We start from the raw sequence: 25,142 nt of genomic DNA, 5'->3' as shown, positions 1-25,142 counted from the left end.
TCCCGGAGTTCCCCCGCAATGCCCGCATCGTCGCCCGACGCCACCGAAACCCGCGCAGCCTGCGTCCCTGACGCCGCGGCCGGCCGTCGGTTCGATGCGGTCGTGGCCGAACTCTTCCCTGAATTCTCGCGGTCCCGGCTGAGCCTGTGGATCAAGTCCGGCGACCTGCTGCTCGACGGCCGGACGGTGCGCGGCCGCGAACTCGTCCGCGGCGGCGAGGCGGTGTCGCTCACCGCCGTGCTCGACGTCCAGACCCGGGCCGAGCCCGAGGACATCGCCCTGGACGTCCTGTACGAGGACGCCCAGGTCATCGTGTTGAACAAGCCAGCCGGACTGGTGGTGCACCCGGGCGCGGGCAATCCCACCGGGACGCTGGTCAACGCGTTGCTGCACCGGGACCCGTCGCTGGAGGCGCTGCCGCGCGCCGGCATCGTCCATCGCCTGGACAAGGACACGTCGGGCGTCATGGTGGTCGCGCGCACCTTGCAGGCGCACGCCGCGCTGGTGGCGCAACTGTCCGCGCGCGGCGTGCATCGCCAGTACCTGGCGATCGTGGTCGGCGCACTGGTGTCCGGCGGCACCGCCACCGGGGCGATCGAGCGCCATCCGCACGATCGCATCCGCATGGCGGTGCGCGACGACGGCCGCGATGCCGTCACCCATTACCGCCTGCGCGAGCGATTCCGCGCACACACGGCGCTCGAATGCCGGCTGGAGACGGGACGCACGCACCAGATCCGCGTGCACATGGCGCACCTCAAGCATCCGATCGTGGGCGACCCGGTGTACGGCGGCTCGCTCAAGTTGCCCAAGGGCGCGACGCCCGAGCTGATCGAGGCGCTGCGCGGCTTCCGGCGCCAGGCGCTGCATGCCGAGACGCTGGAATTCCAGCATCCGACAACCGGCGAGCCGGTGCGCTGCAGCGCGCCCGTGCCGGAGGACATGCTGAACCTGCTCAAGGCGCTGCGTGATGACGCCGCCGCGGCGGCCGCACGCCGCTGACCGGCCGTGCCGGTGCCGGTGAGCCGTCGATGAACGACACCGCGGTGCTGCAGGCCGAGCTCGGTGGCATCGCGGGCGTCGCTGCGCTCACCACGCTGCGCCATGGCGCCGGCGTGTCGCAGGCGCCATTCGACGACTTCAACCTGGGCACGCGTTGCGGCGATGCGCCCGATGCGGTGGCGCGCAATCGCGACGAACTGGCCGCCCGCTTTGCGCTTCCCGGAGTGCCGCGCTGGTTGCGGCAGGTGCACGGCAACCGCGTCGCCGTCGAACCCGCGGGCGACGAGCCCGAAGCCGATGCCGCCATCAGCCGCACCCGCGGCCTGGTCCTGGCCATCCTTACCGCCGATTGCCTGCCGGTGGTGCTGGCGGCGCGCGATGGCGGCGAAGTCGCCCTGGCCCACGCCGGCTGGCGTGGACTGGCGGGCGGCGTGCTGGAGGCGACGATCGCCGCGATGTGGTCATCGCCACGGGACATCGTCGCGTGGATGGGCCCGGCCGCGGGGCCGCGGGCCTACGAGGTCGGTGAGGACGTGTACGACGCGTTCGCAGCAGGCGAGCCGCGCGCGGCATCGGCATTCGTCGCGACACGCCCGGGACACTGGCTCGTCGACCTGCCTGCGCTGGCTCGCCGCCGTTTGCTGGCTGCCGGCCTGCAGCACGTGCATGGTGGTGACCTGTGCACGATCTCGGACCCCGCGCGTTTCTTCTCGCATCGGCGCGACCGTGTCACCGGTCGCATGGCGACGCTGGCCTGGTTGAAGTGAACGCGTTGCGTCAGGCCGCCGAGAGCGCGCCAAGATAACTGCGACGCCAGGCGTTGATGTCGTGCCGCTCCAGTGAATCCATCATCGCGCGCCAGCGCTGCCTGCGCTCGGCCAGGGGCATTTCGAATGCCTGGGCGATGGCATCGGCGACGCCATCGAGGTCGTAGGGATTGACCTGCAGCGCTTCGGTCATTTCGCTGGCGGCGCCGGCAAAACGCGACAGCACCAGCACGCCGGGATTGTCCGGATCCTGCGCGGCGACATATTCCTTGGCGACCAGGTTCATGCCATCGCGCAAGGGCGTCACCAGCCCGATGTTCGCGATCCGGAAAAAACCAGTCAGCACGTCGTGCGGGAAATTGCGATTGACGTAGCGCACGGGTGTCCAGTCGGGCGCGGCATGCAGGCCATTGATGTGGCCGGAGAGGCCTTCGAGTTCGCGGCGCAGCGCCTGGTACTCCGGCACCTCGCCGCGGGACGGCGGCGCGATCTGCAGGTAGGTCAGCTTGCCGCGCTGGTCGGGATGGCGTTCCAGGTGGCGCTCGAAGGCGCGAAACCGCTCCGGCAAGCCTTTCGAATAATCGAGCCGGTCGACGCCGATCGCCAGTTGCCGGCCGGTGAGGCTGGCACGCAGCGTCTGCACCGCCGAACGTCTCCATGCGACGGCCGCCTGCCGCGCGATGGTTTTGGTGTCGATGCTGATCGGGAAGGCGCCCGCGCGGAAACGTCGGCCCCCCGCGGTTTCCAGCTGGCCCGGGCCGATCAGGCGGCCGCCACCGAACAGGCGCACGTAATCCTGGAATCGCTCGAGGTCCCGCGTGGTCTGGAAGCCGACGAGGTCGTACGACGACAGCGCGGCGAACACCTCGCGGTGTGCCGGCAGCGCCGCCAGCAGGTCGGACGATGGCATCGGCACATGCAGGAAGAAGCCGATGCGGTTGTCGACGCCGCGTTCGCGCAGCTCCTGTGCCAGCGGGATGACGTGGTAGTCATGCACCCACAGCACGTCGTCCTTGCGCAGTTCGGGCACCAGGCGCTCGGCGAACAATGCATTCACGCGCCGATAGGCCGCCCAGGTCTCGCGGTTGTAGTCGACCAGGTCCATGCGGAAATGCAGCAGCGGCCACAGCGTGCGGTTGGCGAAGCCGTTGTAGTACGCATCGAAATCGCGGTAGGACAGGTCCACCGTGCAATAGGTGATGTTGCCGTCCTGCTCGACATGGCGCTCGCCCGATTCCCCGCGGATGCGTCGCCCGCTCCAGCCGAACCACATGCCGCCACGCTCGGCCAGCGCCGCCCGCAGCGCCACCGCAAGGCCACCGGCGCGATCGTTGTTATGCGGGAGTGCGACGCGGTTGGAGACGACGACAAGCCGACTCATCGGCCGCATCCCATGCTGGGACCGGGTCGGATATGCGCGGTTGCGATCACGTCGCGTCCTGCCAGGGCCGGCTCAGGCGCATCGCCGCGATGATGAGGCCGACGTGCGAATACGTCTGTGGAAAATTGCCCCAGGCCTCGCCGTTGTCGAAGGCGAGGTCCTCCGACAGCAGGCCCAGGTGGTTGCGACGCGTGAGCAGTCGCTCGAACATCCCCCGCGCCTCGTCGCGACGTCCGATCGCGGCCAGCGCATCGATGTACCAGAACGTGCAGATGGTGAAGCTGGTCTCCGGCATGCCGAAATCATCGGCGGCGATGTAGCGGAACAGCGCATCCCCGCGTCGCAGGTCGCGGCCGATCGCCTCGACCGTCGCGATGAAACGCGGGTCGTCCGCGGCGATGAAGCCCAGGTCCGCCAGCAGCAACAGGCTCGCATCCAGTCGCTCGCCACCGAAGGCGTCGGCGAAGTGACCGTGCGCCTCGTTCCAGGCTTCGCGCAGCACGCGCTCGCGGATGATGGCCGCGCGATCACGCCAGTAGGCGACGCGGTCCTGCAGCCCGAAGCGCAACGCGATCCGGGCCAGGCGATCGCAGGCGGCCCAGCACATCACGCTGGAATAGGTATGCACGTGCGCGCGGCCGCGCAATTCCCACAGCCCGGCATCGGGCTGGTCGTACAGGGCGAATGCGCGCTCGCCGAGTGGCTCGAGGCGCTGGAACATCGCGACGTCGCCGCAATTCTCCAGGCGCTGGTCGAAGAACAACTGCGTCGACGCCAGCACGACGCTGCCGTAGACGTCGTGCTGCTTCTGCAGCCACGCCAGGTTGCCGCGCCGGACCGGGCCCATGCCGCGATACCCGGCCAGGCTGTGCACTTCATCCTCGGCCAGCGTCGGCTCGAAGCAGATGCCGTACACCGGTTGCAGTTCGCGGTCCTCGCCCGCCACCAGGTTGGTGATGTAGCGGATGTATTCCTCCATGGTGCGGGTCGCGCCGAGCCGGTTGAGCGCGCGCACCACGAAGGCCGAGTCGCGCAGCCAGCAGTAGCGGTAGTCCCAGTTGCGCACGGTGTGCGGCGCCTCGGGAATCGATGTCGTCATCGCGGCGACGATCGCCCCGGTGTCTTCGTACTGGCACAGCTTCAGCGTGATCGCGCTGCGGATGACGGCGTCCTGCCATTCCAGCGGGATCGACAGCGAGCGCACCCATTCGCGCCAGTAATGGACCGTCTGCTGCTCGGCGCCGCGCACGAAGACGTCGATCGGCTGCGTCAACGTCTCGTCGGGGCCGAGGATGAAATGCAGGTCGCGGTCCAGCAGGAACGGCAATTCATCGCGCACCATCCGCAGCGGCGCATCGCAGGTCAGGCGCCAGGTCATGCCGGGCAACAGGAACCGCAGGTGGTTGCTGCCCCAGGTGCGCTCGGGAACACGCGCGCCCCAGTCGCACAGCGGGCGCAGGCGCACGCGCACCCGCGGGCTGCCGGCCAGCGGACGTACTCGCCGCAGCAACATCACCGGCCGATAGAAACGCCCGAGCTGGCGCCAGCGCGGCGCGAAGTCGATCAGTTCCACGGCGCCGCCGCGGCGGTCGAACAATACCGTGCGCAGCACCGCGGTGTTGCTGACGTAGTGCTGCTCGGCGTGGTCGAAGTCCTCCAGTTCCAGCGTCCAGTCGCCGCCGTCGATGTGCGGCTGCAGCAGTGCGCAGAACGCCGGGTCGCCATCGAAGGTTGGCACGCAGCCCCAGACGACCCGTCCGCACGCATCCACCAGCGCGCCGAAACTGCAATTGCCGATCAACCCCAGGTCCAGGTTGGGCGTCGTGGGAGTCATTGCTCCTCCTATGGATGTTGGCCCGCCAGCCAGGCGCGCACCGCGGTCGGGTCGCGCAGTGCGTAATGCGCGCAAGTGGGTTCGCGCTTGCCGACCACCACGCTCAGGCCGGCGCGCGCGTTGACCACGGCAAACCCGGCTTCGTCGGTGACGTCATCACCGGCAAACACCGGCATGCGTCCGCGAAATGGCGGCTCATCGAGCAGGGCGACGATGGCGGTGCCCTTGTCGCCCGTGGCCGGGCGCAATTCGACCACGTGGTCGCCGTGCTGCAGGCGGTAACCCGGCAGGCGTGGCAACGTCGCTTCTGCAAAGGCGAGCAGTTCGCCGGCGGCGCGTGGCGCATTGCGCCAGTGCAACGCGAGTGCAACCCCCTTGTCTTCCAGCAAGGTGCCGGGATGACTGGCGACGACGCTCGCGGCGGCCTCGCGCACCACGTCCCACGTCGGCGGCATGGGCAGCATGGGTGCGACACCGGCCGCGCTGCGCCGCTCCAGGCCATGCAGCCCCGCGATCGGCAGCTGCAGCGGCACGAACAAGCGCTCGACGTTCTCCAGCGCGCGCCCGCTGATCAGGGCCACCGCGCCATCCAGGCGCTGCGACAGCGCGGTGAGCACGGCCGGCAACTTCCTCGGCATCACCACCGCATCCGGAGCCCCGGCCAGGTCCAGCAGGCATCCGTCCACGTCCAGGAACAGCGCCCAGTCTTCGGCGGGCGCGGGAGGCGGCGGACGCTGCGGCGTGCGACGGGATGGCATCGTGCCAGTCTGCCGTCCGACCCGTTAGCGCCGGGTCACAAGGCAGGCCCCGGACCCGGGGTGCATGCGCCGCCCACGCCGGCTGGTGCCTTGCATCATCGCTTCACGCCCGCATCTTCGGGATATGGCGACCATCAGGGTTGCCGGTCTCCGGAGAAGATCCAATGCGGATGGACAAGCTCACGTCGCGATTCCAGCAGGCGCTCAGCGATGCGCAATCGCTTGCGGTCGGCCGCGACAACAACCTGATCGAACCGGCGCACCTGCTGGTGGCGCTGCTCGACCAGCAAGGCGGTGGGACGCGCCCCTTGCTGGCGCAGGCCGGCGTCAACGTGCCGGTGCTGCGCGAGCGACTGGGCGAGATCCTCGACCGCTTGCCGAAGGTGTCCGGGCAGGAAGGCAACATCAGCGTCGGCAACGACCTGGGCCGCCTGCTCAACGTGACCGACAAGCTGGCGCAGCAACGTGGCGATGCCTTCATCGCCAGCGAATTGTTCCTGCTGGCCGCGGTCGACGACAGTGGTGATGCCGGGCGTGCGCTGAAGGCGGCCGGCGCCAGCAGGCAGAAACTCGAGACGGCCATCGAAGCCATGCGCGGAGGCGAGAAAGTGCAATCCGAGAATGCCGAGGAACAGCGCCAGGCGCTGGAGAAATACACGATCGACCTCACCGCGCGATCGGAGAAGGGCAAGCTCGACCCGGTCATCGGTCGCGACGAAGAGATCCGCCGAACCATCCAGGTGTTGCAGCGTCGGACCAAGAACAATCCCGTGCTGATCGGCGAGCCCGGCGTCGGCAAGACCGCGATCGTCGAAGGCCTCGCGCAGCGCATCGTCAACGGCGAGGTTCCCGAAGGCCTCAAGGGCAAGCGCGTGCTGTCGCTGGACATGGGCGCGCTGATCGCGGGCGCCAAGTTCCGCGGCGAGTTCGAGGAACGACTGAAGGGCGTGCTCAACGACCTGGCGAAAAACGAAGGCCAGATCATCCTCTTCATCGACGAGCTGCACACCGTCGTCGGTGCCGGCAAGGCCGAGGGCTCGATGGATGCGGGCAACATGCTCAAGCCGGCGCTCGCGCGCGGCGAGCTGCATTGCATCGGCGCGACCACGCTCGACGAATACCGCAAGTACATCGAAAAGGACGCCGCGCTGGAGCGGCGCTTCCAGAAGGTGCTGGTCGGCGAGCCGAGCGTGGAGGACACCATCGCGATCCTGCGCGGGCTCAAGGAGCGCTACGCGGTGCACCACGGCGTTGAGATCACCGATCCGGCCATCGTTGCCGCGGCCACGCTGTCGCATCGCTACATCGCCGACCGCCAGCTGCCCGACAAGGCCATCGACCTGATGGACGAGGCCGCGTCGCGCATCCGCATGGAGATCGACTCCAAGCCCGAGGAACTCGACCGCAAGGAGCGGCGCCTGATCCAGCTGAAGATCCAGCGCGAGGCGCTCAAGAAGGAGAAGGACGTCGAGTCGAAGAAACGGCTGGCCGACCTGGAAAGCGACATCGCCACCCTGGAGCGCGAGTTCAACGACCTGGAGGAAGTGTGGAAGGCCGAAAAGGCGATGCTGCAGGGCGCGACCAGGCTCAAGGAACAGATCGAAGCCGCCAAGCTCGAACTCGAGGCCGCGCAGCGCCGCCAGGATTACGCGCGCATGAGCGAGATCCAGTACGGCACGCTGCCGGAGCTGGAAAAGCAGCTCAATGCCGCGCAGGAAGCCGAGCACAAGGGTTTCACCCTGCTGCAGGACAAGGTCACCGCGGAGGAAATCGCGCAGGTGGTCTCGCGCTGGACAGGCATCCCGGTCAGCAAGATGCTCGAGGGCGAGCGCGAGAAGCTGCTGCAGATGGAAACGCACCTGCACCAGCGCGTGGTCGGGCAGGACGAAGCGATCAAGGCGGTGTCCGATGCGGTGCGGCGTTCACGCGCCGGCCTGAGCGATCCGAACCGGCCGTCGGGCTCCTTCCTTTTCCTCGGCCCGACCGGTGTCGGCAAGACCGAGTTGTGCAAGGCGCTGGCCGAATTCCTGTTCGATTCGCCCGACGCGATGATCCGCATCGACATGAGCGAATTCATGGAGAAGCATTCGGTCGCACGCATGATCGGCGCGCCTCCGGGCTACGTCGGTTACGAGGAAGGCGGCTACCTGACCGAAGCGGTGCGACGCCGGCCGTACTCGCTGATCCTGCTCGATGAAGTCGAGAAGGCGCATCCGGATGTGTTCAACATCCTGCTGCAGGTGCTCGATGACGGGCGCCTCACAGATGGCCAGGGTCGCACGGTGGATTTCCGCAACACCGTGATCGTGATGACGTCCAACCTGGGCTCGCACCAGATCCAGGCGATGTTCGACGAAAGTGGCACCGACGCCGATTCGCCCGAGGCCTACACCCAGATGAAGGCCGCGGTGATGGGCGTGGTGCAGGCGCATTTCCGGCCCGAGTTCATCAACCGGCTCGACGACATCGTCGTGTTCCACCCGCTGGACAAGGCGCAGATCCGCGACATCGCGAAGATCCAGCTGCATGGGCTGGAAAAGCGGCTGGCCGAGCGCGGCATCCGGATCGCCCTGTCCGACGACGCACTGACCCTGCTGGGGAACGTCGGCTTCGATCCGGTCTACGGTGCGCGCCCGCTGAAACGCGCGATCCAGGCGCAGATCGAGAATCCGCTGGCCTCACGCATCCTGTCGGGTGAATTCGGCAATGGCGACCTCATCCAGGTCGACGCCAGCGCCGGGCACCTGGTGTTCCACAAGGGTTGAGCACGGGCCGTCGCCGCGGGGCGACGGCCGTTCAGATCACGCCGCCGCCAAGGTGCAGGCGGACCACCGCCACCACGATGACGATGGCATTGAGCAGCAGGCCGGTCTTCGCGCGGCCGCGGTTGGCCGGCGCGGTGACCACCATGCCGACCGCCGCGATGATCGCGCCCACGGCGGCAAAGGGGATCAGGAACCAGTTTCCCCAGCCCAGCAGCGGCACCAGCGCCAGCAGCATCCACAGCATGGCGAAAATGCCCCACAGCACGCTGATCAGGCCCATCACACGCTCCATCCCGTCGCGCCCGGCGGCGCCCCGGGGACAACGCTAACCGATTGCCTGAACCGCGACCATCGCCGTGACGCCCATGATTTCCCGCCCGACAACGCCGGGAGGCCGGCCTTTTTCCCGTAAAATCAGCGGATGATCTCTTTTCGCAATTTCGCCCTGCGTCGCGGCGAACGCCTGCTGCTGTCCGATGTCGACCTGACCCTGCAGGCGGGCTGGCGCGTGGGCGTGGTCGGCCGCAACGGCACCGGCAAGTCTTCGCTGTTCGCCGCGGTTCGCAATGAAATCGAGGCCGATCGCGGGGACCTGGACCTGTCCAACCGCGTGCGCATCGCCAGCATCGCGCAGGAGATGCCGTCGCTGCCCGATGCCGCGATCGATTTCGTGCTGTCCGGCGACGTGGTCGTGCATGCGGCCTTGCAGGCCGAGGCCAATGCGTTTGCCAACGAAGACTGGGAGGCCGTCGCCGAAGCGCATCACCGGCTCGAGGAAGTGGGCGGTTACGACGCCAGCGCGCGCGCCGGAAAGCTTCTGCACGGCTTGGGATTCCCCGCGGAAACGCATTCACGCGCGGTCAGCACGTTTTCCGGTGGTTGGCGGGTGCGGTTGAACCTGGCGCGGGCCCTGATGACACCGTCGGACCTGCTGCTGCTCGACGAGCCCACCAACCATCTGGACCTGGATGCGGTGTTGTGGCTGGAGCAATGGCTGCTGAAATATCCGGGCACGTTGCTGCTGATTTCGCACGATCGCGAATTCCTCGACAACGTCTGCACGCACACGCTGCACCTGCACGGTGGCAAGGCCAAGCTCTACACGGGCGACTACACCGCGTTCGAGCGGCAGCGTTCCGAACAATTGCGCCTGCAACAGATCACCCATGAAAAGGCGCAGGCCGAACGTGCGCACCTGCAGAGCTTCATCGATCGCTTCAAGGCCAGCGCGGCGAAGGCCAAGCAGGCGCAATCGCGGGTCAAGCGCCTGGCCAAGATGACGGGCACCGAAGCGGTGCGTGCCGAGCGCGAAGTCCGCATCGATTTCCCGCAACCGCTGAAACTGCCGAATTCGTTGCTGCGGTTGAACCACGTGGATTGCGGTTATCACGCTGCCGGAGCGGATGCGATCACCATCCTCCACGACGTCAATTTCGGCCTGGAAGCCGGGGATCGCGTCGGATTGCTCGGCATCAACGGCGCGGGCAAATCGACGCTGGTGAAAACCCTCGTCGGCGAACTCGCGCCGCTGGCCGGCGAGCGCAACGCGCATCCGGACCTGCGCATCGGCTACTTCGCCCAGCACACGGTCGAGTCGCTGAAAGCCGGCACGTCGGCGATCGACCACCTGCGCGACATGGCGCCGAATGGATCGACCCAGGCGTTCCGGGATTTCCTCGGCAAATGGAATTTCGCCGGCGAGCGCGCGTTCGAAAGCATCAACGGATTCTCGGGCGGCGAGCGCGCGCGCCTGGCATTGGCATTGATCGCGTGGCTGCAACCCAACGTGCTGTTGCTGGATGAACCCACCAACCACCTTGATCTGGAGATGCGCGAGGCACTGGCAGAAGCCTTGTCGGTATTCGAAGGTGCGATCGTCATGGTCTCGCATGACCGGCACCTGATCGGCCTGGTCTGCGAAACCTTCTGGCGCGTCGCCGACGGCCGGGTCGAACCGTTCGATGGCGACCTGGACGAATACGCCGCGTGGCTGCGTTCGCGCGCCGGCAGCGAATCGGGCAAGGCCGAGAAGCCGGCGAAAGCGGCGCCTGTTGCCGTGCCCATCGCACCGCCCAAGCCCGCCGTGCGCATCAATCCGCACAAGCTGGCCAAGGCCGAAGCGCGGGTCGCGGACCTGGAGCAGCGCATCGCCGCCATCGAAGCCGAGCTGGAGAGCCCGGCCGTGTATGCCGACGGCGGCGCGCGTGCCGCGTCGCTGGGCAAGCAGGTTGGCGAGTTGCGGGCGTCGCTGGAAACCGCGGAACTCGAATTGCTCGCGCTGTACGAGGCCACCGCCGCCTGACGCCGCGGCCGCCGGTCAATCCTTCAGGAAATATTCCACCGTCGTCACCACCCGCACCTTCTTGACCTGCGGGCTGCCCTGGTCGCGGTCGCTGATGTCGACCACGCCCTGGTTGGCGCTGCGGATACCGCCGATCGCCGCGCCGGAATCCTTGGCGAACTGCTCGGCCGACCTGCGCGCATTGGCCGTGGCCTCGGCGATCAGTGCCGGCTTGATCGCGTTCAGGCGCGTGTACTCGAAGTCCGGCCGGCTGCCTTCGCCGCCTTCGCCGGTCCCCAGCATCACCCCGCCCGACACCAGCTCACCGCTGCGATCCAGCACCGCCAGCGCCTTGGCCACGTCGGTGGTGCGCAGGATGACCGTCGTCGAGTAGCGGAATCGCTCGGCTGGCCGGTTCTCGCCCGAGGACCACGCCCAGCGGTCTTCCAGCCGCGGCGGCGACATCACGATTTCCTGCGGCTTGAAGCCGGCCCGGCTGAAGAACGCACGGATGGTGGCGTTGTTGGCGTCCAGCTTGGCCTGCACATCGGCCAGGTCGTTGCCCCCGACCGAATGCGGCAAGGGCCAGACGACGAGGTCGGCATCGACCATCTTCTCGGCCGATCCCTTGACGGTGACGTAGCGATCGGCGGTTTTCAGGCGCGCCATGCCGCGTGCCGCGAACCAGCCGGCGCCAACCAGGCCCAGGGCGATCACGAGGGCCGCGACGACGGAGCGGGAGTCGGATGTGGGCATGGTTGTCGACCTTCCTGCATGGCTGGCATCGCAGTCTGACGCCATGGCGGCTTGAAAGCGGCCACGCAGGCCTCACACTGGTAGCGGTTTCCAGTCCGTATTCCTGCCATGCCGATCTACGCCTTCGCCTGTTCCGCCTGCGGCCATCACTTCGATCGGCTGCAGAAGCTGTCCGATCCCGATCCGACCGCCTGCCCGGTGTGTGGCGTGGACGCGATCAAGCGCCAGCTCACCGCGCCCAGCTTCCGCCTGTCCGGCAGCGGCTGGTACGAAACGGACTTCAAGAAGGACGGCGACAGGAAGCGCAACCTGACCGAAAAGTCCGAGACGGCCAGTGCCGGCGGCGCCAAGGCCGAGCCCGCGCCCGCCAAGCCGGTCGAGGCCAAGGGCGGCGACGCCAAGGTCGCGACCAAGCCGGCAACGCCGGCGCCAAGCACGGCGGCGCCCGCCGCGAAGCCGGCCAGCGGCACCGCCTGACCGCGCCCGGCGCGCCCCAGCCGGTAAACTAGCCGGCTTTCCGGCCCTGCCGGACCCGATCCGGAGTTGCCCGCGATGCGTACCCATTTCTGCGGCCTGGTCAACGAAGCGTTGATCGGCCAGACCGTCACCCTGTGCGGCTGGGCCGATGTCGCCCGCGACCTTGGCGGGCTGTGCTTCATCGACCTGCGCGACCACGAGGGCATCGTCCAGATCGTCGCCGAGCCCGATGCCGCCGTCGATGGCAATGCCGACGTCATCGCGACCGCCGCGAAGGTCGGTTACGAGGATTGCCTGCGCGTGACCGGCGTGGTGCGCCGGCGCCAGTCGGTGAACCCGAAGATCCCGACCGGCCAGGTCGAGGTCGTCGCCACGCGCATCGAGGTGCTGAACAAGGCCGAGCCGCTGCCCTTCCACGCGCACGAGAATCCAGGCGAGGACATCCGCCTCAAGTACCGCTACCTGGACCTGCGCACGCCGAAGATGCAGCAGATGATGCGCACCCGCATCAAGCTGGTGCAGGCGCTGCGTCGCTGGCTGGATGCGCGCGGCTTCCAGGACATCGAGACGCCGATCCTGACCAAGGCGACGCCAGAGGGCGCGCGCGACTTCCTGGTGCCGGCACGCATGCACCCGGGCGAGTTCTACGCGCTGCCGCAGTCGCCGCAGCTGTTCAAGCAGATCCTGATGGTCGCGGGCTTCGACCGCTATTACCAGATCGCGCGCTGCTTCCGCGACGAAGCCCTGCGCGCCGACCGCCAGCTCGAATTCACCCAGCTCGACATGGAATTCGCCTGGGTATCCGAGCGCGACGTGCAGGACACGACCGAGACGCTGATCCGCGACGTGTTCCGCGAGGTGATGGGTGTCGAACTGGAGAATCCCTTCCCGCGGCTGACCTACGCCGAGGCGATGCGCCGCTATGGATCGGACAAGCCCGACCTGCGCATCGCGATGGAATTCACCGACATCGCCGAGTTGGTGAAGGGCTGCGAGTTCAAGGTGTTCAGCGACTGGGCCAACCACGCCGACGGTCGCGTGGTCGCGCTGCGCGTGCCCGGCGGCGCAACGCTCTCACGCAAGCAGATCGACGACTACGGCCTGCATGCCGCCAAGTTCGGCGCCAAGGGCCTGGCGTGGATGAAGGTGGACGACGCCGGCAAGGGACGCGACGGGATCAATTCGCCGATCGCCAAGTTCCTCGATGACGCCGCGCTGGCCTCGATCCTCACCGCGACCGGCGCGCAGTCCGGCGACCTGGTGTTCTTCGGCGCGTCGACCTGGAAGGTCGCGTCGGATTTCATGGGCGCCTTGCGGGTGAAGCTTGGCAAGGATCTGGGCCTCGTGACCGACAGCTGGGCGCCGTTGTGGGTGACTGACTTCCCGATGTTCGAATGGGACGAGGAGGCGAATCGATTCGTCGCCCTGCATCACCCGTTCACGGCGCCCGCGGTGGATGACGTCGCCGACCTGCGCGCGAATGCGATGACCGCGGTATCGCGCGGCTACGACATGGTCCTCAACGGCAACGAGATCGGCGGCGGCTCCATCCGCATCCACAATTCCGCGATGCAGTCGGCGGTGTTCGAACTGCTCGGCATCGGCGCGGAAGAGGCCGAGGCGAAGTTCGGCTTCCTGCTCGACGCGCTGAAGTTCGGCGCGCCGCCGCACGGCGGCATCGCCTTCGGCATCGATCGCATCGCCGCGCTGATGGCCGGCACCGAATCGATCCGCGACGTCATCGCCTTCCCCAAGACGACCACCGCGCAATGCCTGATGACCGGCGCGCCGTCGCCGGTTCCGGATGTACAGCTAGCCGACGTGCACGTGTCGATCCGGCCGAAGGAAAAGGGGTCAGAGTGAAGTTTCGCTCGGGCCAGGCAGGCGACGGAAGGAAATCGGGCGAAATTCACTCTGACCCCCTTTCCCCGGCGATCCGTCGTGCCGTCCCCGCCGATGCCGAAGCGCTCAGTCGCATCGGCCGGCGCACGTTCGCCGACACCTTCGGGCACCTGTATCCGGCCGAAGACCTCGAGGCATTCCTCGACGACAGCCATGCACCGCAGGCGTATGCGCGCTACCTGGCCGACGACGCCTACGCGTTGTGGCTGCTGGAGGACGGCGACGACGCGGTCGGCTACGCGCTGGCTGGCCCCTGCGGGCTGCCACTGGCGGACGTCTCGCCGCAGGATGGTGAGCTCAAGCGCCTGTACGTGCTGCCCGGCATGCAGAACAGCGGATGGGGCGGCAGGCTGTTCCAGGCGGCGATGGACTGGCTGGAGCGCAATGGCCCGCGCACGCTGTGGATCAGCGTCTGGTCGGAGAACGTCGGCGCGCAACGCTTCTACGCGCGGCACGGGTTCGAGAAGGCGGGCGAGTACGAATTCCCGGTCGGCCGCGTGCGCGATCGTGAATTCATCCTGCGCCGCGGCGCCGACCGGTGAGCCGCCGCGTCATCCTGCTGCACGGCCTGTGGATGCCCGGTGCCTCGATGCACTGGTTCGCCGCGAAGCTGTCCGCAGCCGGATTCACGCCCGAGATCTTCTCCTACCACAGCGTCACCGACGGCCCGGATACCGCCGTTCCGCGCCTGGTGCAGCGGCTCAGGGACAGCGGCGCGGACGTCGTCGCGCACAGCCTGGGCGGCCTGATCGCGCTGCAGGCCTTGTGCGATGCGCCGCAGGTGGCGGTGCGGCGGGTTGTCTGCCTGGGCTCGCCGCTCAAGGGCAGCGGCGCGGTCAGCGGCATGATGATGCGCTGGGCGCCGGCGGCCGCGATGTTCGGCCGGAGTGCCGCGCTGCTGCAGCAGGGCGTGGATTGCTGGGAGGGCGAGGCCGAGGTCGGCGTGATCGCCGGTCGCGTCCCGCATGGCCTCGGGGCGCTGTTCGCCGGCTTCGATGGCGAACATGACGGCACCGTCGCCGTCGCCGAGACCGAGCTTCCCGGGCTGGCCGACCACGTCATCGTCGATGCCAGCCACAGCGGCCTGTTGTTTTCGGCCGAGGCGGTGGAGCAGGCGATCGCCTTCCTGCTGGAAGGCCGGTTTCGGCGGGTATGACGGGAGCGGAGCGTGGTTGGGCCAGGTTCCTTGAACCGCTCGTTGACGGGATTCCGCTGCGCGCGGCGGCGCGGCGGGGCGGGCGGCTCCTGGAACCGCTCGTTGACGGGATTCCGCTGCGCGCGGCGGCGCGGCGGGGCTGGTTCGGATGTGTGTGCTCTCGCGGCGCGGTAAAATTTCCGGCTCTGGTTGCATCACTCGAGGATCTGCATGGGTAGGGGACCGTCCATCGAAGGCCGCAAGAACGCCGAGGATGCGAAGCGCGGCAAGATCTTCACCAAGATCATCCGCGAGATCAGCGTCGCGGCGCGTGCCGGCGGGGGCGACCCCGGCGGCAATCCGCGCCTGCGCACGGCGATCGACAAGGGCCTGGGCGCGAACATGTCCAAGGATGTGATCGAACGCGCGGTCCGCAAGGCCACCGGCGAGCTGGAGGGCGTCGAATACGAGGAAATCCGTTACGAAGGCTATGCGCCTGGCGGCGTCGCCGTCATCGTCGATTGCCTCACCGACAACAAGGTGCGCACCGTCGCCGACGTCCGCCATGCATTCGGCAAGTTCGGTGGCAACCTCGGCACCGACGGCTCGGTCGCCTTCATGTTCAGGAAGCTCGGCGTGCTGTCGTTCGCACCGGGGGCCGACGAGGCCCGCATCACCGACGTGGCGATCGAGGCCGGCGCCGATGATGTCGTCGTGTATCCCGAGGATGGCGCCATCGACGTGCTGACGACGCCGGATGCCTTCGTCGACGTGAAGGCCGCGATGGAGGCTGCCGGCCTGCCTGTCGGGCACGCCGAAATCACCTATCGCGCCGACAATGACGTCCCCGTCGCCGGGGAGACGGCGCAGCAGGTCGCCAAGCTGCTCGACTGGCTCGACGACCTGGATGACGTGCAGAACGTCTATTCCAATGCCGACCTGGGCGAGGGTGCCTACGCCTAAGCGCGTAAGCTGACGCCGTGACAAGAATCCTCGGGATCGATCCGGGCTCGCAGCGGACCGGCGTCGGTGTCATCGACGTCGCCGTCGACGGCCGCTGCACCTACGTCCATGCGCAGGCACTGGTGCTGCTCGACGCCGCCGATTTCCCGTCGCGGCTGGGGCTGCTGTGCGAGGGGCTGGACGCCTTGCTCGACGAATGGCAGCCGCAGCAGGTCGCGATCGAGACGGTCTTCATGGACAAGTCGGCGATGTCCGCACTGAAGCTTGGCCACGCGCGCGGCGCCGCCCTGGCGACGGTCGTGCGACGCCGGATCCCGATCAGCGAATACGAGCCGCGCGTGATCAAGCAATCGCTGGTCGGTCGCGGGGCGGCGGACAAGACCCAGGTACAGCACATGGTGCGGTTGTTGCTGAATGTCCCGGCGATGAAGTTGCAGGCCGATGCCGCCGACGCGCTTGCCGTCGCGCTGACGCACGCGCACATGAGCGCGACGGCCATGCGCAGCGGCCTGAGCACCGACCAGTTGCGGAGGCGTCGCGGATGACACGCCCATGATTGGCCGCCTGAAAGGCATCCTCGCGCACAAGCAGCCGCCCTGGCTGGTGATCGACGTGCACGGCGTCGGCTACGAACTCGAAGCGCCGATGAGCACCTTTTACGACCTGCCCGATGTCGGGCGCGAGGTGTCGCTGTTCACCCATTACGCGCAGAAGGAAGACAGCGTGTCGCTGTATGGCTTCCTGCGCGAATCCGAGCGGCGCCTGTTCCGCGACGTGCAGAAGGTCACCGGCATCGGCGCGAAGATCGCGCTGGCCGTGCTGTCCGGCACCAGCGTCGACGAATTCGCGCGCCTGGTGCAGTCCAGCGACGTGACCGCGCTGACGCGCATCCCGGGCATCGGCAAGAAGACCGCCGAGCGCATGGTGGTCGAACTGCGCGATCGCGCCGCCGATTTCGGTGGTGGCGGTCCGATCGGTTCGGGCCAGCCGGGGGATCCGCAGTCCGAGGCGGTGAGCGCATTGCAGCAACTGGGCTACAAGCCGGCCGAAGCCGTGCGCATGGCGCGTGAAGCCATGGCCGAGGGCGACGACACCGCCGCCATCATCCGTCGAGCGCTACAGTCCGCGCTGCGTTGAGCCGTACGTCCTCCAGGAATCCCATGCAACGCCCCAATCCCACGCCCGCCAATGCCGAGCATCCCGGCCACGGCAAGATCGGTCTGACCGGGCTCATCGTCGGGGCCGTCGGCGTGGTCTTCGGCGACATCGGTACCAGCCCGCTCTACACGCTCAAGGAAGCGTTCCTGCCCCATTACGGCCTGACGCCCGATCACCCGACGGTGCTCGGTGTGCTGTCGCTGATCTTCTGGGCGTTGATGATCGTGGTGACGCTGAAGTACGTGACGATCATCATGCGCGCCGACAACGAGGGCGAGGGCGGCATCATGGCGCTGATGGCGCTTGTGCAACGCAGCCTGCCGAGGACGTCCCGCACCGGCTATATCGTGGGCATCCTCGGGATTTTTGGCGCTTCGCTGTTCTTCGGGGACGGCGTGATCACGCCTGCGATCACCACCTTGTCGGCGATCGAAGGTCTCGGCGTCGCCGCGCCACAACTGCACCACTGGATCCTGCCGCTGACCATCGGCGTGCTGGTCCTGCTGTTCATGACCCAGCGTTTCGGCACGGCAAGGGTCGGCAAGGTCTTCGGCCCGGTCATGCTGTTCTGGTTCGTGTCGCTGGCGGCGATCGGCGTGTACAACATCATCCAGTACCCCCAGGTCATCCAGGCGCTCGACCCGCGCTGGGGCATTCGATTCTTCGCCGAACGCGGCATGCATGGCATCTTCATCCTCGGTGCGGTCGTCCTCGCCGTCACCGGTGGCGAGGCGCTGTACGCGGACATGGGCCACTTCGGCGCCAGGCCGATCCGCTACGGCTGGTACTTTTTCGTGCTGCCGGCATTGATGCTGAATTACCTGGGGCAGGGTGCGCTGGTGCTCGGCCATCCCGAGGCGGTTGTGAATCCCTTCTACCTGTCGGTGCCGGAATGGGGGCGCATCCCGATGGTCGTGCTGGCGGCGGCCGCGGCGATCATCGCGTCGCAGGCGGTCATCACCGGCGCGTATTCGGTGACCCGCCAGGCGATGCAGTTGGGATACATCCCGCGCATGGTGATCCAGCACACGTCGCACACGACCATCGGCCAGATCTACATCCCGTGGATCAATCGCGTATTGATGGTGTCCGTCATCACGGTGGTGCTGCTGTTCCGCAGTTCGAACGGGCTGGCATCGGCATACGGCGTATCGGTGTCCGGCACGATGTTGATCGACACCCTGTTGCTGGTGATGTTCGCCAGGGCCAGTTGGCCGCAGTGGCGCCGCCTGGTGCTGCCGCTGTGCGCGATCTTCGCCATCGTCGAAATCGCGTTCCTGGTCGCCAACGGCGTGAAGTTCCTCGACGGCGCCTGGTTCCCGCTGGCGCTTGGCGTGCTCGTGTTCACCCTGATGCGCACGTGGCGGCACGGCCGCGTGCTGTTGCACGCCGAGATCCGCAAGGAAGGCCTGCAACTGGACAGCTTCCTCCCGGGGCTGATGCTGGCGCCGCCGACGCGCGTGCCCGGTACCGCCATCTTCCTGAGCGCGCAGTCCGGCGTGGTCCCGCACGCGTTGCTGCACAACCTCAAGCACAACAAGGTGCTGCATGAGCGCAATGTGTTCCTGACGGCCGAGACCCTCAACGTGCCCTACGCGCCGAAGGACAAACGCCTGAAGATTTCCGCGATCGGCGACAACTTCTACCAGGTGCTGGTCCGCTTCGGATTCATGGAAGTGCCGGACGTGCCGCTGGCGCTGATGCGCTCGTGCGACCAGGGCGGCATCTACTTCGACCCGATGGACACGACGTATTTCGCCAGCCGCGAAACCATCGTCGCCACCAAGCACCGCGGCATGCCGGTGTGGCGCGACAAGCTGTTCGCGGTCATGCACCGCAATGCGGCGCCGGCGACGAACTTCTTCCGGATTCCGGGCAATCGGTTGGTGGAGCTGGGGGCGCAGGTCGAGATTTGATGTCTGTTCGCCTGCGGCGCGATTAAACGCTTTCGCCGTTGGCGAGTTACTTTTCTTTGAGAGCCGCAAAGAAAAGTAACCAAAAGAAAGCGGCTTTCCCCGATCAAGGCTGACTCGCCTGGCGAGTCTCCCGGGCCATTTTCAGACTCGCCATCCTAGCTCGACTGAAAACGGCGCACATCCATGTGCGCCGCCCTCCGGGTGGGCGTAACGCGCAGTGCGATGGAAATCTTTAGCAGACAGAGCAAGAACGATGCTGTCCGCGCAATTCCTCGCAGCATCGGCAAAGGGCTCGCCCCGGCAGGATCCGCGAGTTCGCAGCGACGGGATCTGGTGGGTTGCGGCCTCCATGAACATGGAAGCGCACGGTCGCAGCTCACGCAGCGCCTACGAAGAGCGAGCACCCGGTCCGGCCTGACAACGACGCACAATCGTTCGCCGTTGACGCTAAAAATGTACAGGCACTGCTGCACCCCGCAGACCCGGAGGGCGGCGCGCAGGACGCGCGCCGAGCACTCATATAGGTGCGCCGATCGAGCCAGGATGGCGAGTCGGAAAATCACGACTGCTTCCGCCAAATTAAGTGAGCTCTGATCGGGGAGGCGCCCTTTCTTTTGGTTACTTTTCTTTGGGCGCCTGCAAAGAAAAGTAACTCGCCAACGGCGAAAGCGTTTCAGCGCCGCAGGCAAGGCAGTGCGGGTCCGACCGTCACCGCGCCAGAGCCGGCAAAACAGGGCATCGGGCCATGCACAGGCCCCCGCCCCGTGCGACCATATCCACGATGGATGAAGACCGCATCATCGCCACCGCCGCCACCCGCGAGGACGACGCGATCGAGGCTTCGATCCGGCCCAGGCGGCTGGATGAATACCTGGGCCAGCAGCCGGTCCGCGAGCAGTTGTCCATCTACATCGAGGCGGCGAAACAGCGCGGTGAAGCGCTCGACCACGTCCTGATCTTCGGGCCTCCCGGCCTTGGCAAGACCACGCTGGCGCATGTGATCGCCAACGAACTCGGCGTCGGCCTGCGCCAGACCTCCGGACCGGTCATCGAAAAGGCCGGCGACCTTGCGGCGCTGCTGACCAACCTGCAGCCGCATGACGTGCTGTTCGTCGACGAGATCCATCGGCTGTCGCCGGCCATCGAGGAGGTCCTCTATCCGGCGATGGAGGATTACCAGATCGACATCATGATCGGCGAGGGCCCGGCGGCGCGCTCGATCAAGCTCGACCTCCCGCCATTCACGCTGATCGGTGCCACCACGCGCGCCGGCTTGCTGACCGCGCCGCTGCGCGACCGCTTCGGCATCGTGCAACGGCTGGAGTTCTACAGTCCGGAGGAACTGGCCCGCATCGTGCGCCGGTCGGCCGCGATCCTCGGTATCGATTGCGTGCCGCAGGGCGCCGGCGAGATCGCGCGCCGCTCGCGCGGCACCCCGCGCATCGCCAACCGCCTGCTGCGGCGCGTGCGCGACTTCGCGCAGGTCCGCGCCGAGGGCAGGATCGATTCCGATGTCGCCAACGCCGCGATGCAGATGCTCAAGGTCGACCCCGAGGGCTTCGATGAACTCGACCGGCGCCTGCTGCGCACCATCGTCGACTCGTTCGATGGCGGACCGGTGGGCGTGGAGTCGCTGGCCGCCGCACTGAGCGAGGAGCGCGGCACGCTGGAGGATGTCATCGAGCCCTACCTGATCCAGCAGGGATATCTGATCCGCACCGCGCGCGGTCGCATGGCCAGCGCGAAGGCCTATCGCCACCTCGGGCTCAAGCCACGGACACCGGTGGTCGACCTGTTCGACCCCAATGCCGTCGCCGAAAAGGGGTCAGAGTGAAGTTTCGCCTGGAGGACCTAACACAAGGAGCTCAGATGTGAGCGAAATTCACTCTGACCCCTTTTCGGTGTTCAGTTGGCCGACACGGGTGTATTGGGAAGATACCGACGCGGGCGGGGTGGTGTACCACGCGCAATATGTGGCTTTCCTGGAGCGGGCACGCACCGAGTGGTTGCGGGCGCGCGGCAAGGGCCAGCAGCGGTTGCGCGAGGAACTCGACCTGGTATTCGCGGTCCGTGCCATGCGCGTGGACTTTCGCCAGCCCGCGCGCCTGGACGATGCGCTGGATGTGACGGTGTCGCTGCGGCACTGCCGTCGTGCCAGCCTGGTGCTCGCGCAAACCGTGCTTCGCGACGGGCTGCTGCTGCTCGATGCCGAGGTCAGGGTGGCGGCGCTGGGCGCATCGGACTTCCGCCCGCGCGCCATCCCTGACGCGCTGTACGACGAACTCAAATCGCTGGAGACAAGCCTGGTGGAGAACAACGCATGACGCCCTTGCTGGCCGCACTGCAGGCGACCGCGGTCCAACCACTGCCCGAGGACGCACCGGCGCAGGCTGCGCAACTCGGACAAGGCGCGGCGGATGCATTGCCTGCCGCCGGATCCAATGGCCTGGACATGATGCAGCTGGTGCTGCACGCCAGTATTCCCGTGCAGCTCGTGTTGCTGTTGCTGCTGTTCGCATCGGTTGCGTCGTGGGTGATCATCTTCCGCAAGAAGCGCGTGCTCGATCGCGCCGAGCGCGAAGCGACGCGATTCGAGGAGCGTTTCTGGTCCGGCGCCGAGTTGTCCAAGCTGTATGCCGGCGCCACCGAGCGCAACCGCGACATCGGCGGGCTCGAGGCGATCTTCGAAGGCGGCTTCCGCGAGTTCAACCGCATCCGCCAGCGGCGCGGCGTGGAATCGCGCATCCAGCTCGAGGGCGCGCAGCGCGCCATGCGCGCCACCGCATCGCGCGAACTCGACGGCCTCGAGCACAACCTGGAATTCCTCGCCAACGTCGGCTCGATCAGTCCCTACGTCGGGCTGTTCGGCACCGTCTGGGGCATCATGATTTCCTTCCAGGGCCTGGCCAACATGAAGTCCGCCACGATCGCAACGGTCGCGCCGGGCATTTCCGAGGCGCTGATCGCGACCGCGATGGGATTGTTCGCCGCCATCCCCGCGGTGTGGGCCTACAACCGCTTCGCGACCAAGGTCGAGCGATTGAATGTCCGCTACGACGCGTTTTCGGAAGAGTTCTCCTCGATCCTGCAGCGCCAGGCCCACCTCGACGAAGCCTGATGAAAAAGGGGTCAGAGTGAATTCTGCGTTGGAGCAGCACATGCAGCCGATCAAATGGGTCGCAAAACTCCACTCCGACCCCTGTTTTGGAGTTTCCCCATCATGGCCGTGACCGCCACCGGTCGCCGCATCCGCAAGCGCAAGCTCAAGGCGGAGATCAACGTCGTGCCGTATATCGACGTGATGCTGGTGCTGCTGATCATCTTCATGGTGACCACGCCGCTGCTGAACCTGGGCACCGACATCAAGTTGCCGGATTCCAAGGCGATGGCGCTGAGCACGCCGAAGGAGCCCATCGTCGTCAGCATCTATGCCGACGGCGCCTACGCGCTCATGGCGCAAGGTCCCGATTCCAACAAGTCCGTCACCGGCACGCAGTTGCAGGACGAGCTCGGCGCGATCCATCGCAACAATCCCGAGGCGACGGTGCTGGTGCGTGGTGATCGCAGCGCCACCTACCAGGCGCTCATGGCGGGCATCGACCGGATCAATGCGGCCGGCATCAGCAGGATCAGCCTGATCAGCCAGCCGGCGGGGACCGTCCAGCAGTGAGGGAAACCCGCGCCGATACCGCGCAGGCAATCCTGTACGCCGTCGCGCTCCACGTGGCGCTGGTTGTCCTCGTGGTGATGGGCATGTGGTGGACGCGCACGCATACCGTGGTGTCCGCGGCAGGGGAGCCGGTGGAAGCCGACGTCGTCGATGCCAATGCGCTCTCCGCGCCGATGCAACGCGCCCTGCGTCGCCATCCGGTCACGGCGCCGCCGGTGGAAGCGGCCACGCCACCACCGCAGCCACTTCCGGAGCCGCGCCCCGAGGACGCTCCGGTCCAGCGCCAGGTGAAGGCCCAGGAGCCGGTGCCGGTGCCGGACACCATCGACCAGGAGCGCGTGGATCGCGATGCGCTGTCGGCGCAGACGCGCGAGCGCGAGCAGGAGGAAAAGCGCCGGCAGGAGCAGATCGACCTGACCGAACGCGAGCGCCAGGACGAAGCCGAGAAACGCCAGCGCCTCGCCCGGCAGGCCGATCTCCAGCGGCAGCTGGCCGACATCCGCAAGCAACGCGCGCAGGCGTCGAAGGAGGCGCAGTTGGCCGAACAGAAGCTGCAGCAGCTCGCCGACGCGCGCGCGCGCAATCCGGCGCAGTCGGTGGCCAGCGCCAGTCCGCCGGCCGGCAATAACGGTGTCGACAGGGATCTTGCGGCGCGATACGCCGCGGCCCTGCAGGAAGCCATCCTGCGCAACTGGACCCGGCCCGACTCCGTGCCGCAGGGCCAGCGTTGCAAGCTCAACATCCGCCAGTTGCCCGGCGGCGAGGTGATCGACGTGCAGGTTGCCGCCAGCTGCCCCTATGACGACCTGGGGAAGCGATCGGTGGAAGCGGCGGTGCTGAAGGCGCAGCCCTTGCCCTATGCCGGTTTCGAGGCGGTCTTCAACCGCAACCTGACGGTCAATTTCGAGGCACAGGATCGCTAGGTGAGCGGTCCCGGGGTCGGCCGCCATTCATCTTTGAGACAGCCTTAACAGCCAAGCTGGTAAAAATTTCATTCCCCCGACGGATCCCCCGAATGAACCGACTCCTGCGCCGTTGGGCGCCTGCGTTCGCATCCCTGCTGCTGGCCTTGTTGCCGCTGGCGGCCATGGCCCAGCAACAGGGCCTGGAAATCGACATCGTTGGCGGCAACGCGGCCGCATTGCCGATCGCCGTGGTGCCGATGCCCTACCAGGGGTCGGGAGCCGCGCCAGCGACCGACGTGGCGGCCGTCATCAGCGCGGACCTCGCCCGCTCGGGCCAGTTCCGCACGCTGCCGGACCGCGACATGGTCGAGCGACCGACCTCCAGCAGCCAGGTCAACTATCCGACGTGGCGCCTGTTGAAGCAGGACTTCCTGGTGGTCGGCCGCGTGCTCGATGCCGGCAGCGGCAACTACCGGCTCGAATACGAGTTGTTCGATGTCGCCAAGCAGCAGCGTCTGCTGGGTTTCGCGCTGTCCGCGCGCGGCGATGCGATGCGTGATGTCGCCCACCAGGTGTCCGACGCGATCTACGAGAAGATCCTCGGCGTGCGCGGCGCGTTCTGGACGCGCATCGCCTACGTGACCGCGTCGGGGTTGGGCAAATCGAGCCGCTACGCACTGGTCGTGGCCGATTCCGACGGCTTCAACCCGCGCACCGTGTTCCGCGATTCGCAGCCGATCCTGTCGCCGGCATGGAGTCCGGACGGCCACCACCTGGCCTTCGTGAGCTTCCACAGCGGCAATTCGGCGATCTACGTGATCGACGCGACGCGCGACACCAGCCTGCCGGCCCCGGTCGCCAGCTTCCGCGGCATCAATGGCGCGCCCGCGTTTTCCCCGGATGGACGCCGCCTGGCGCTGACCCTGTCCAAGAGCGGCAATCCCGAGATCTATGTCATGGACCTGGGCAGCAAGGCGCTGCGCCAGGTCACCGACCAGTTCGGCATCGACACCGAGGCGGTGTGGTCGCCGGACGGCGGCAGCCTGTATTTCACCTCCGATCGTGGCGGCAAGCCGCAGATCTACCAGGTGTCGGCCAATGGCGGCAGCGCGACCCGCCTGACCTTCCAGGGCAGCTACAACGCCTCGGCGACCGTCTCCTATGACGGCAAGAAGATCGCGGTGGCGCAGGGCAACGGCAACAACTTCCGCATCGCCATGCTCGACCGCAGCCTGGGCTCGCCGCGCTGGAGCACCCTGTCGCCGGGCTCGCTGGATGAATCACCCAGCTTTGCGCCCAATGCCAGCATGATCCTGTATGCGGCCAGGGAAGGCAGTCGCGGAGTCCTCTACGCGGTGTCAGCCGATGGTCGGGTTCGCCAGCGCCTGGTGCTGGCCGACGGTGATGTCAGGGAGCCCGCCTGGGGGCCCTACCGCCAGCAACGCTAGTCTGTAAAGTTCGCGCGACGCATT

General features: G+C 67.2%; 23 protein-coding genes. 18 read left to right on the top strand and 5 right to left on the bottom strand.

What is annotated here, in order from left to right:
• The first annotated feature begins 18 nt into the window (after window positions 1–18).
• Window positions 19–1,002, top strand: a complete 984-nt coding sequence (gene rluD / locus GST15_RS10760) for a 23S rRNA pseudouridine(1911/1915/1917) synthase RluD (protein ID WP_159017291.1) — start codon at window positions 19–21, stop codon at window positions 1,000–1,002.
• 29 nt (window positions 1,003–1,031) lie between these two features.
• On the top strand, window positions 1,032–1,769 hold the full coding sequence (gene pgeF, locus GST15_RS10755; RefSeq protein WP_159017290.1) for a peptidoglycan editing factor PgeF: 738 nt from the start codon (window positions 1,032–1,034) through the stop codon (window positions 1,767–1,769).
• 10 nt (window positions 1,770–1,779) lie between these two features.
• On the opposite strand, the gene otsA is transcribed toward pgeF, so the two are convergent.
• The 3 genes from otsA to otsB are packed head-to-tail and all read right to left on the bottom strand — an operon-like array spanning window position 1,780 to window position 5,742.
• Window positions 1,780–3,150 (bottom strand): alpha,alpha-trehalose-phosphate synthase (UDP-forming), encoded by a 1,371-nt coding sequence (otsA, locus tag GST15_RS10750; RefSeq protein ID WP_159017289.1) that lies wholly within the window; start codon window positions 3,148–3,150, stop codon window positions 1,780–1,782.
• Window positions 3,151–3,196: 46 nt separating this feature from the next.
• Entirely contained in the window at window positions 3,197–4,984 is a 1,788-nt protein-coding gene (locus GST15_RS10745; protein ID WP_159017288.1) for a glycoside hydrolase family 15 protein, read from the bottom strand.
• A gap of 8 nt (window positions 4,985–4,992) precedes the next feature.
• Entirely contained in the window at window positions 4,993–5,742 is a 750-nt protein-coding gene (gene otsB, locus GST15_RS10740) for a trehalose-phosphatase (RefSeq protein WP_159017287.1), read from the bottom strand.
• Window positions 5,743–5,906: 164 nt separating this feature from the next.
• On the opposite strand from otsB, the gene clpB reads away from it, so the two are divergent.
• Window positions 5,907–8,507: an ATP-dependent chaperone ClpB gene (gene clpB, locus GST15_RS10735; protein ID WP_159017286.1), complete on the top strand. Its 2,601-nt coding sequence runs from the start codon at window positions 5,907–5,909 to the stop codon at window positions 8,505–8,507.
• A gap of 31 nt (window positions 8,508–8,538) precedes the next feature.
• Here clpB and GST15_RS10730 read toward each other — a convergent pair whose 3' ends face one another.
• Window positions 8,539–8,787 carry a hypothetical protein gene (locus GST15_RS10730; RefSeq protein WP_159017285.1) on the bottom strand — a complete coding sequence of 83 codons (249 nt, stop codon included), beginning with the start codon at window positions 8,785–8,787 and terminating at the stop codon, window positions 8,539–8,541.
• A 141-nt stretch (window positions 8,788–8,928) separates the two neighbouring features.
• Between GST15_RS10730 and GST15_RS10725 the strand changes: the two genes are divergently transcribed.
• Complete coding sequence (locus tag GST15_RS10725; RefSeq protein WP_159017284.1) at window positions 8,929–10,809, top strand: ABC-F family ATP-binding cassette domain-containing protein; 1,881 nt, start codon at window positions 8,929–8,931, stop codon at window positions 10,807–10,809.
• A gap of 15 nt (window positions 10,810–10,824) precedes the next feature.
• Here the strand turns inward: GST15_RS10725 and GST15_RS10720 are convergent, their stop codons facing one another.
• Window positions 10,825–11,544, bottom strand: a complete 720-nt coding sequence (locus GST15_RS10720) for an SIMPL domain-containing protein (protein ID WP_159017283.1) — start codon at window positions 11,542–11,544, stop codon at window positions 10,825–10,827.
• Between the two features lie 108 nt (window positions 11,545–11,652).
• Here GST15_RS10720 and GST15_RS10715 point away from each other — a divergent pair, with 108 nt between their 5' ends.
• From GST15_RS10715 to tolB, 14 genes are all read left to right on the top strand, one after another.
• The gene (locus tag GST15_RS10715; protein WP_159017282.1) at window positions 11,653–12,021 is read left to right on the top strand and encodes an FmdB family zinc ribbon protein; all 369 of its coding nucleotides are present in this window, start codon (window positions 11,653–11,655) and stop codon (window positions 12,019–12,021) included.
• A 75-nt stretch (window positions 12,022–12,096) separates the two neighbouring features.
• Window positions 12,097–13,884, top strand: coding sequence for an aspartate--tRNA ligase (gene aspS, locus GST15_RS10710; RefSeq protein ID WP_159017281.1), 1,788 nt, complete (start codon window positions 12,097–12,099; stop codon window positions 13,882–13,884).
• Between the two features lie 71 nt (window positions 13,885–13,955).
• Window positions 13,956–14,465: a GNAT family N-acetyltransferase gene (locus GST15_RS10705; protein WP_233263178.1), complete on the top strand. Its 510-nt coding sequence runs from the start codon at window positions 13,956–13,958 to the stop codon at window positions 14,463–14,465.
• Window positions 14,435–15,079 carry an alpha/beta fold hydrolase gene (locus tag GST15_RS10700; RefSeq protein ID WP_425482244.1) on the top strand — a complete coding sequence of 215 codons (645 nt, stop codon included), beginning with the start codon at window positions 14,435–14,437 and terminating at the stop codon, window positions 15,077–15,079. The genes GST15_RS10705 and GST15_RS10700 overlap by 31 nt, the downstream gene beginning before the upstream one ends.
• A 210-nt stretch (window positions 15,080–15,289) precedes the next feature.
• Window positions 15,290–16,021, top strand: a complete 732-nt coding sequence (locus tag GST15_RS10695) for a YebC/PmpR family DNA-binding transcriptional regulator (protein ID WP_159017278.1) — start codon at window positions 15,290–15,292, stop codon at window positions 16,019–16,021.
• Window positions 16,022–16,038: 17 nt separating this feature from the next.
• Complete coding sequence (gene ruvC, locus GST15_RS10690; protein ID WP_159017277.1) at window positions 16,039–16,566, top strand: crossover junction endodeoxyribonuclease RuvC; 528 nt, start codon at window positions 16,039–16,041, stop codon at window positions 16,564–16,566.
• Window positions 16,567–16,573: 7 nt separating this feature from the next.
• Window positions 16,574–17,158: a Holliday junction branch migration protein RuvA gene (ruvA, locus tag GST15_RS10685; RefSeq protein ID WP_159017276.1), complete on the top strand. Its 585-nt coding sequence runs from the start codon at window positions 16,574–16,576 to the stop codon at window positions 17,156–17,158.
• A 23-nt stretch (window positions 17,159–17,181) separates the two neighbouring features.
• Window positions 17,182–19,095, top strand: coding sequence for a potassium transporter Kup (locus tag GST15_RS10680; RefSeq protein WP_159017275.1), 1,914 nt, complete (start codon window positions 17,182–17,184; stop codon window positions 19,093–19,095).
• A 781-nt stretch (window positions 19,096–19,876) separates the two neighbouring features.
• A complete protein-coding gene (gene ruvB, locus GST15_RS10675) occupies window positions 19,877–20,929 on the top strand; it encodes a Holliday junction branch migration DNA helicase RuvB (RefSeq protein WP_159017274.1) in 1,053 nt (350 codons plus the stop codon).
• 37 nt (window positions 20,930–20,966) lie between these two features.
• Window positions 20,967–21,419, top strand: a complete 453-nt coding sequence (gene ybgC, locus GST15_RS10670) for a tol-pal system-associated acyl-CoA thioesterase (protein WP_233263159.1) — start codon at window positions 20,967–20,969, stop codon at window positions 21,417–21,419.
• Window positions 21,416–22,213, top strand: coding sequence for a protein TolQ (gene tolQ, locus GST15_RS10665; RefSeq protein ID WP_159017272.1), 798 nt, complete (start codon window positions 21,416–21,418; stop codon window positions 22,211–22,213). The genes ybgC and tolQ overlap by 4 nt, the downstream gene beginning before the upstream one ends.
• Before the next feature lie 102 nt (window positions 22,214–22,315).
• On the top strand, window positions 22,316–22,765 hold the full coding sequence (locus GST15_RS10660) for an ExbD/TolR family protein (RefSeq protein ID WP_159017271.1): 450 nt from the start codon (window positions 22,316–22,318) through the stop codon (window positions 22,763–22,765).
• Between the two features lie 77 nt (window positions 22,766–22,842).
• Window positions 22,843–23,688: a TonB C-terminal domain-containing protein gene (locus GST15_RS10655; protein ID WP_159017525.1), complete on the top strand. Its 846-nt coding sequence runs from the start codon at window positions 22,843–22,845 to the stop codon at window positions 23,686–23,688.
• Between the two features lie 92 nt (window positions 23,689–23,780).
• Entirely contained in the window at window positions 23,781–25,118 is a 1,338-nt protein-coding gene (gene tolB, locus GST15_RS10650) for a Tol-Pal system beta propeller repeat protein TolB (RefSeq protein ID WP_159017270.1), read from the top strand.
• Window positions 25,119–25,142 lie beyond the last annotated feature (24 nt).

The sequence above is a fragment of the Cognatiluteimonas profundi genome, assembly GCF_009792795.1.
Taxonomy (GTDB): Bacteria; Pseudomonadota; Gammaproteobacteria; order Xanthomonadales; family Xanthomonadaceae; genus Cognatiluteimonas; species Cognatiluteimonas profundi.
The sequence above is the reverse complement of the archived record's forward strand: the minus strand, read 5'-3'. Positions and strand labels throughout refer to the sequence as shown.

Excerpts from the sequence above, each read along its gene's own strand:
- rluD (WP_159017291.1), top strand. The coding sequence starts at position 19 with ATGCCCGCATCGTCGCCCGACGCCACCGAAACCCGCGCAGCCTGCGTC.
- pgeF (WP_159017290.1), top strand. The coding sequence starts at position 1,032 with ATGAACGACACCGCGGTGCTGCAGGCCGAGCTCGGTGGCATCGCGGGC.
- otsA (WP_159017289.1), bottom strand. The coding sequence starts at position 3,150 with ATGAGTCGGCTTGTCGTCGTCTCCAACCGCGTCGCACTCCCGCATAAC.
- GST15_RS10745 (WP_159017288.1), bottom strand. The coding sequence starts at position 4,984 with ATGACTCCCACGACGCCCAACCTGGACCTGGGGTTGATCGGCAATTGC.
- otsB (WP_159017287.1), bottom strand. The coding sequence starts at position 5,742 with ATGCCATCCCGTCGCACGCCGCAGCGTCCGCCGCCTCCCGCGCCCGCC.
- clpB (WP_159017286.1), top strand. The coding sequence starts at position 5,907 with ATGCGGATGGACAAGCTCACGTCGCGATTCCAGCAGGCGCTCAGCGAT.
- GST15_RS10730 (WP_159017285.1), bottom strand. The coding sequence starts at position 8,787 with ATGGGCCTGATCAGCGTGCTGTGGGGCATTTTCGCCATGCTGTGGATG.
- GST15_RS10725 (WP_159017284.1), top strand. The coding sequence starts at position 8,929 with ATGATCTCTTTTCGCAATTTCGCCCTGCGTCGCGGCGAACGCCTGCTG.
- GST15_RS10720 (WP_159017283.1), bottom strand. The coding sequence starts at position 11,544 with ATGCCCACATCCGACTCCCGCTCCGTCGTCGCGGCCCTCGTGATCGCC.
- GST15_RS10715 (WP_159017282.1), top strand. The coding sequence starts at position 11,653 with ATGCCGATCTACGCCTTCGCCTGTTCCGCCTGCGGCCATCACTTCGAT.
- aspS (WP_159017281.1), top strand. The coding sequence starts at position 12,097 with ATGCGTACCCATTTCTGCGGCCTGGTCAACGAAGCGTTGATCGGCCAG.
- GST15_RS10695 (WP_159017278.1), top strand. The coding sequence starts at position 15,290 with ATGGGTAGGGGACCGTCCATCGAAGGCCGCAAGAACGCCGAGGATGCG.
- ruvA (WP_159017276.1), top strand. The coding sequence starts at position 16,574 with ATGATTGGCCGCCTGAAAGGCATCCTCGCGCACAAGCAGCCGCCCTGG.
- GST15_RS10680 (WP_159017275.1), top strand. The coding sequence starts at position 17,182 with ATGCAACGCCCCAATCCCACGCCCGCCAATGCCGAGCATCCCGGCCAC.
- ruvB (WP_159017274.1), top strand. The coding sequence starts at position 19,877 with ATGGATGAAGACCGCATCATCGCCACCGCCGCCACCCGCGAGGACGAC.
- tolQ (WP_159017272.1), top strand. The coding sequence starts at position 21,416 with ATGACGCCCTTGCTGGCCGCACTGCAGGCGACCGCGGTCCAACCACTG.
- GST15_RS10660 (WP_159017271.1), top strand. The coding sequence starts at position 22,316 with ATGGCCGTGACCGCCACCGGTCGCCGCATCCGCAAGCGCAAGCTCAAG.
- GST15_RS10655 (WP_159017525.1), top strand. The coding sequence starts at position 22,843 with ATGGGCATGTGGTGGACGCGCACGCATACCGTGGTGTCCGCGGCAGGG.
- tolB (WP_159017270.1), top strand. The coding sequence starts at position 23,781 with ATGAACCGACTCCTGCGCCGTTGGGCGCCTGCGTTCGCATCCCTGCTG.